Annotated in this window: 7 protein-coding genes; 3 read left to right on the plus strand and 4 right to left on the minus strand. The window is 58.5% G+C overall.

The window, feature by feature from the left end:
- The first annotated feature begins 61 nt into the window (after nt 1-61).
- From msrB to QZ522_RS07290, 3 genes are all read left to right on the plus strand, one after another.
- Nucleotides 62-511 (plus strand): peptide-methionine (R)-S-oxide reductase MsrB, encoded by a 450-nt coding sequence (msrB, locus tag QZ522_RS07280; RefSeq protein WP_294609146.1) that lies wholly within the window; start codon nt 62-64, stop codon nt 509-511.
- The gene (gene msrA / locus QZ522_RS07285) at nt 508-1,020 is read left to right on the plus strand and encodes a peptide-methionine (S)-S-oxide reductase MsrA (protein ID WP_294609148.1); all 513 of its coding nucleotides are present in this window, start codon (nt 508-510) and stop codon (nt 1,018-1,020) included. Before msrB ends, msrA begins: the two co-directional genes overlap by 4 nt.
- A gap of 62 nt (nt 1,021-1,082) precedes the next feature.
- Complete coding sequence (locus QZ522_RS07290; RefSeq protein WP_294609150.1) at nt 1,083-2,003, plus strand: DMT family transporter; 921 nt, start codon at nt 1,083-1,085, stop codon at nt 2,001-2,003.
- Between the two features lie 3 nt (nt 2,004-2,006).
- On the opposite strand, the gene QZ522_RS07295 is transcribed toward QZ522_RS07290, so the two are convergent.
- From QZ522_RS07295 to QZ522_RS07310, 4 genes are read right to left on the minus strand one after another with little or no spacing between them, the layout of a single operon-like run.
- Nucleotides 2,007-3,332 (minus strand): FAD-binding oxidoreductase, encoded by a 1,326-nt coding sequence (locus QZ522_RS07295; protein WP_294609154.1) that lies wholly within the window; start codon nt 3,330-3,332, stop codon nt 2,007-2,009.
- Nucleotides 3,329-4,144, minus strand: a complete 816-nt coding sequence (locus QZ522_RS07300; RefSeq protein WP_294609156.1) for an ABC transporter permease — start codon at nt 4,142-4,144, stop codon at nt 3,329-3,331. Before QZ522_RS07300 ends, QZ522_RS07295 begins: the two co-directional genes overlap by 4 nt.
- On the minus strand, nt 4,141-5,031 hold the full coding sequence (locus QZ522_RS07305; RefSeq protein WP_294609158.1) for an ABC transporter permease subunit: 891 nt from the start codon (nt 5,029-5,031) through the stop codon (nt 4,141-4,143). The genes QZ522_RS07300 and QZ522_RS07305 overlap by 4 nt, the downstream gene beginning before the upstream one ends.
- A gap of 4 nt (nt 5,032-5,035) precedes the next feature.
- A complete protein-coding gene (locus tag QZ522_RS07310) occupies nt 5,036-6,160 on the minus strand; it encodes an ABC transporter ATP-binding protein (protein WP_294609161.1) in 1,125 nt (374 codons plus the stop codon).
- Between the last annotated feature and the right edge of the window lie 83 nt (nt 6,161-6,243).

The raw sequence follows: 6,243 nt of genomic DNA on the forward strand, positions 1-6,243 counted from the left end.
ATTTGAATTTCAGGTCCGCGCCCCATCTGATAAAAGGATCACGCGGGTTAGGAGAACGACTTTGACCAACTATACCAAAGACCCGAATGCCATTGCAGCCCTTAGCGCCGAAGAGTTCCGCGTTACGCAAAAAAATGGCACCGAGCGCCCCGGAACGGGCAAATACCTTGATAACAAAGAGCCGGGCATTTACGTGGATATCGTCAGTGGCGAACCGCTGTTTGCCAGTTCGGACAAATACGAATCGGGCTGTGGCTGGCCGAGTTTCACCAAGCCGATCGAACCGGCGAATGTGGCCGAGATAAACGATTTCACCCTTGGGATGATCAGGACCGAAGTGCGAAGCCAGCATGGCGATAGCCACCTTGGCCATGTCTTTCCTGACGGGCCGCGTGACAAAGGCGGCTTGCGCTATTGCATCAATTCCGCCAGCCTCCGGTTTGTGCATCGCGACGACATGAAGGCCGAGGGCTATGGCGATTATCTTGATCAAGTGGAGGATGTGACATGAGCGAACGTGCTGTTCTGGCGGGGGGCTGTTTCTGGGGAATGCAGGATCTGATTCGCAATCTTCCGGGCGTGATTTCAACGCGTGTCGGCTATACCGGCGGCGATGTGCCCAATGCCACCTATCGCAACCACGGCACCCATGCCGAAGGGATCGAGATCATCTTCGATCCGGCGAAGATCACCTATCGGCGGCTGCTCGAGTATTTCTTTCAGATCCATGACCCGACCACCGCGAACCGGCAGGGCAACGATCTTGGGCTTAGCTATCGTTCGGCGATCTATTACGTCGATGATGCCCAAAAAGCCGAGGCCCTTCGCACCATCGCCGATGTCGAGGCCAGTGGCCTGTGGCCCGGTAAGGTCGTGACAGAGGTTGAACCCGCGAGCGATTTCTGGGAAGCAGAGCCAGAGCATCAGGATTACCTGAAACGGTTCCCGCAGGGCTATACCTGTCATTTCCCGCGGGCCGATTGGGTGCTTCCAAAAAACACGGCGGACAATCCGGCATAGGCAGGATCAGGCCGGGACAGGCCCTGATTTGACCTGTTCACAGGCGCGAAGGAAACCAATTTATGCGGCCCCTGACCGGCATCGCGCTCAAGCTTGTTTCGGTGATCCTGTTCATTACCATGTCCGCGCTTATCAAGGCGGCTTCGGGCCATGTGCCGCCGGGCGAGGCGGTGTTCTTTCGCTCGGCCTGTGCGTTGCCGGTTATTTTGGTCTGGCTGGCATGGCGTGGCGATTTGCGCACCGGGCTTAAGGTCGCCTCGCCGATTGGCCATTTCTGGCGCGGTTTCGTCGGCACCGCCGCCATGGGAATGAGCTTTGCAGGTCTCGGCCTATTGCCGCTTCCCGAGGTGACCGCGATCAGCTATGCGGCGCCGCTTCTGGTGGTGATCTTTGCCGCCATGTTCCTGAATGAACAGGTCGGTGTTTATCGGATCGGGGCGGTTGCCCTTGGCCTTGTCGGTGTTCTCATTGTCCTTGCGCCGCGTCTGAGCGCGCTGAGTGGGCCAACCGTCGAAACCGCACAGGCGGTGGGGGCGATGGTCGTGCTGACGGGCGCGATCTGTGCGGCGCTGGCGCAGATTTATGTGCGCAAGCTTGTTCAGACCGAAGAAACCAGCGCCATCGTATTCTATTTTTCGATCACCTCGACCGCGCTGTCGATGCTGACTATCCCGTTCGGCTGGGTTTTGCCCTCTGGCCCCGAATTCGGCCTTTTGGTGATGGCTGGTCTCCTGGGCGGCCTGGGGCAAATCTTCCTGACCTCCTCTTATCGTTTTGCCGATGCGAGTGTTGTGGCGCCGTTTGACTATGCCTCGATCCTGTTCGCGCTTTCGATCGGCTATTTTATCTTTGACGAGGTGCCGACCGGCACGATGCTTTTGGGCGCGTCACTGGTTATTATGGCGGGCTTTCTCATTATCTGGCGTGAACGCCAGCTCGGCATCAGGCGCAACAAGGCCCGCGCGGCGAGAACGCCGGAATAGGGTCTAATCGCCCATTACTGTGGCAAGCGCATAGGGCGGCCAAAGCATGGCGCGACGCAACCGGCCAAGCGGCCAGCGACGCGGTGGGGCCTGCATGATTTTGGAATAGAGGTAATCGGGTGTTTTACCGCCTACCAGATCCGCCAGCAGAGCCCCGGCATAGCTTCCCATGGCCACCCCGTTGCCGTGAAAGGACAGCGCGGTGAAGGCACCCGGCATATCCGCAATTGGCCCGGCATAGGGCGTAAGATCGGGCGCAAGGCTCAACAAGCCATTCCAGCTATGGGGGCTTTCCACGTCGCGCCAGGCCGGAAACATGGTTTCGAAGTGCCGCCGAATGGTCCGGTGCATGCGCCGGTCGAACCGGGGCGAACTGAACAGCCCGCCGCGCATGCCGAAAAGCATCTGCTTGTTGGGCATCAGGCGAAAATAGTGAAGAAAAAACCGGTCGTCATAGCACATCTGATGACTTGACCAGCCCTGTGCGGCAATCTCGTCATCGTCAAGCGGGCGGGTCACAATCACGTTTGATTGCGTCGGCAAATAGCGCGACCGCATCCAGCCGGGAAGGTCATCCGAGGAATAGCCGTTGGTCGCCACGATCAGGCGCTTTGCGATGACCCTCGCCTGTGGTGTGCTCAGGTGAAAATCGCCGTGCTGCCCGATCCGTGTCACCGGAGAATGGGCATGGATTCGCGCCCCTGCATCCGTCGCCGCATGCGCCAGCCCAAGCGCGTATTTAAGCGGGTTCAGCGCCACACCAATCGGCGTCGTCAGCGCGGCGTGAAATGGGCCATTCATGCCATTTTGGGCAAGATCAGAGCCTGCAATAAGCGTCGGCTTCACGCCATAATCCGCCTCGATGCCCTTGGCGCGGGCGGCAAAGCTATCTGCGGCTCTCTTTGTATGAGCCATGAGCGTTTCACCGTCAGAGTGAACGTCTGCGGCAATGCCATGTTCCTTGATCAGGGAGCGGGTGAACCGGGCCGCTTCGGCCTCGCTCTGGCGGTATTCGCGGCGGGCGTCTTCGCCGTAAAGCTTGCGCAGCATTGTGTCAGAGGCGGCCGATCCGCCAAGGCAACAGAACCCGCCATTGCGCCCCGACGCGCCCCAACCGGGGGTTTCGGCCTCTAACACGCAGACGTCCTCGCCCGCCTTCGCAAGGTGCAATGCGGCCGACAGCCCGGTAAATCCCGCGCCGATGATGGCCACGTCGCAAGTGATCTTGTCCGCCGCCTGGGGGAAATCGGGAGCAGGCACTGTTTCCGACCAAAAGCACCGGGACCGTGGGCCGGTTCCGTAGGTATGAGCGGGATAGATTCGGCTCATGCGTGGATCGCGGCGCGTTCATCTGCCTGCTGGCGCAGGCTGGCCCGCTTGGTGATCAGCGATGCGGTGATCACCCCGACGGCGACAATCGCGATCATGATGGTCGACAGGGCGTTGATCTCGGGCGAAACCCCAAGGCGCACCGCGCTCCAGATCTTGATTGGCAGGGTCGTGGCCGAAGGTCCGGCGGTAAAGCTTGCGATTACAAGGTCATCCAGCGACAGGGTAAAGGCCAGGAGCCAGCCGGACACTACCGCAGGCGCGATGATCGGCAGGGTCACAAGGCGAAACGCCTGAAATGACGAACACCCAAGATCAAGAGCGGCCTCTTCCAGCGACTCATCGAATGTCACTAGGCGAGACGACACGACGACCGAGACAAAGCACATCGAAAACGTCGTATGCGCCAGAATGATGGTGAAGATCCCGCGATCAATGCCGATACCGATGAACAATAGCAAGAGCGACAGGCCGGTGATTACCTCTGGCATGACCAGCGGCGCATAGACCATGCCGGAAAACAGGGTGCGCCCCGGAAACCGTCCTGCGCGCACGAGAACCAGCGCCGCCATGGCCCCAAGCACGGTTGCGATGGTAGAGCTGGCCACGGCGACCCGAACGGTCACCCATGCGGCATCGAGAAACGCCTCGTTCTGTAATAGCTCGCCATACCATTTGGTCGAAAACCCGGCCCAGACCGTCACAAGCTTGGACGAGTTGAAGCTATAGGTGATCAGGATGATCATCGGCAGGTAAAGGAACGCAAACCCAAGCGTAAGCGAGGTGGCGTTGAACCATGTCAGGCGTCTCATCCTTCTGCCTCCCGCTGTTTTTGCTCGTTGCGTTGAAACAGGACAATCGGGACGATCAGGATCAGCAGCAACACCACCGCCACGGCGCTGGCCACCGGCCAGTCGCGGTTGTTAAAGAACTCTTCCCAAAGGACCTTGCCGATCATCAGCGTTCTTGATCCGCCCAGGAGCGACGGGATCACGAATTCGCCTATTGTGGGGATGAACACCAGAAAACAACCGGCGATAATACCGGTTTTCGACAGCGGCACGGTGATAAGCCAGAACGCCTTGAGGCGCGAACACCCAAGATCTTCTGCGGCCTCAAGAAGTGACCCGTCCATCCGTTCCAGCGCCGAGTAAATCGGCAGGATCATGAAGGGCAGATAGGTATAGACAATGCCGATATAGACGGCTGTTGGCGTGTTCAGAATGGTCAGAGGTTCGGAAATCAGCCCCAAACCCAGCAGAAACTGGTTCAGATAACCTTCGGTCGACAGGATGCCCATCCAGGAATAGACCCGGATCAGAAAGCTGGTCCAGAATGGGAGGATCACCAGCATCATCAAGGTGGGCCGCCAGTGATCAGGCGCATTGGCCATGCCATAGGCGATCGGATAGCCCACCAAAAGCGTCAGTGCGGTGGCGAAAAAGGCGATCTGGAGAGAGGAAATATAGGCCTTCCAGTACAGATCGTCCGTGGTCAGGAACGTAAAGTTTTCGAAATCCAGCGCGCCGAAAAATGCTTTGATCCCGGCCCAGCCCTCGGAAAAATCAAGCGTCGGGGTATAGGGCGGAATCGCCAGTGCGATATCGCTCAGGCTTATCTTGAGGACGATGATGAACGGCACCAGAAACAGCGCCAGCAACCAGGCATAGGGCAGGGCGATAAGGGCAAACCGGCGCATCACGTCACCCTTTCAACAAGATACCGGCGGTATCTGTCCAGGACAGCCAAACCCGATCTTCCCAGGTAAAGCTGCGCCGTGACAGGCGCCGCGTGTTGGCGGTCTGTGCCTTGATGATCTGCCCGTTGGGCAATTCGACATGATAGGTCGAGAGGTTGCCAAGATAGGCGATATCAAGAATTTTTCCCTCAAGTGCATTGCGTCGATCATCGGGCTTTTCGGCCGTAATAGAGACTTTTTCAGGCCGGATCGCCAAGTGGCATTCCTGTCCATTGGCAAAGTCGGCGTCCGATTCGGCAAACAGTGTCGGCTGTCCCTCGGCAAAGCTTATCTCATAGGCGCCATCGCCGTGCCGCGCGGTCCCGCTTATGATTGTGACCTCGCCGATGAAATCCGCCACATAGACCGAATTGGGCATCTCGTAGATGCGCGGCGGGGTATCGGCCTGAACAATCTTGCCGTCATCCATCACGGCCACGCGGCTGGCGACGGTCATCGCCTCTTCCTGATCGTGGGTGACGATCACAAAGGTGGTGCCGGTGGTTTCCTGAATATCCATCAACTCGAACTGGGTGTCCTGGCGAAGCTTGGCATCGAGCGCGCCAAGCGGCTCGTCCAAAAGCAAAAGCTTGGGCGCCTTGGCAAGGCTGCGGGCAAGGGCGACACGCTGCCGCTGGCCGCCGGAAATCTGGTGAGGTTTGCGTTTCGCAAACTTTTCAAGCCGTGTGAGTTTGAGCATCTCGGCCACGCGCGCGGCGATCTCATCTTTCGATTTACCGTCACGCTTCAGGCCGAAAGCGATGTTTTCCCAGACCGACAGATGCGGGAACAACGCATAGGATTGAAACATCATGTTCACCGCCCGTTTGTTGGGCGGGATCGGCGCGATGTCCTGGCCGGCCAAAAGGATCGTGCCTTCTGTCGGGGTCTCAAACCCGGCCAGCATCCGCATCATCGTGGTCTTGCCGCAGCCGGACGGCCCCAGCAGGGCAAAGAATTCTTTTTCGTAGATGTCGAAGGTTTGATTGTCGATCGCGGTAAAATCGCCGAAACGCTTGGTGACGTTCTTGAACTGAATCAGCGGTTTCGCGGTCGGATCATTCCAGGGCTCGAAAACGGTTTGTGACATACCCACCCCTGCCTGCATTGGGAAAACCCGCGCAGGATGTGACCTGCGCGGGCGAATTGCATGATCGGATCAGGTGCCTGACT

Origin of the sequence: uncultured Roseovarius sp. (assembly GCF_913054395.1) — a bacterium.
GTDB lineage: Bacteria > Pseudomonadota > Alphaproteobacteria > Rhodobacterales > Rhodobacteraceae > Roseovarius.

What these genes read in the sequence shown, in the direction of transcription:
- QZ522_RS07305 (WP_294609158.1), bottom strand. Translation starts at nt 5,031, where the DNA reads ATGCGCCGGTTTGCCCTTATCGCCCTGCCCTATGCCTGGTTGCTGGCG.
- msrA (WP_294609148.1), top strand. Translation starts at nt 508, where the DNA reads ATGAGCGAACGTGCTGTTCTGGCGGGGGGCTGTTTCTGGGGAATGCAG.
- QZ522_RS07295 (WP_294609154.1), bottom strand. Translation starts at nt 3,332, where the DNA reads ATGAGCCGAATCTATCCCGCTCATACCTACGGAACCGGCCCACGGTCC.
- QZ522_RS07290 (WP_294609150.1), top strand. Translation starts at nt 1,083, where the DNA reads ATGCGGCCCCTGACCGGCATCGCGCTCAAGCTTGTTTCGGTGATCCTG.
- QZ522_RS07310 (WP_294609161.1), bottom strand. Translation starts at nt 6,160, where the DNA reads ATGTCACAAACCGTTTTCGAGCCCTGGAATGATCCGACCGCGAAACCG.
- QZ522_RS07300 (WP_294609156.1), bottom strand. Translation starts at nt 4,144, where the DNA reads ATGAGACGCCTGACATGGTTCAACGCCACCTCGCTTACGCTTGGGTTT.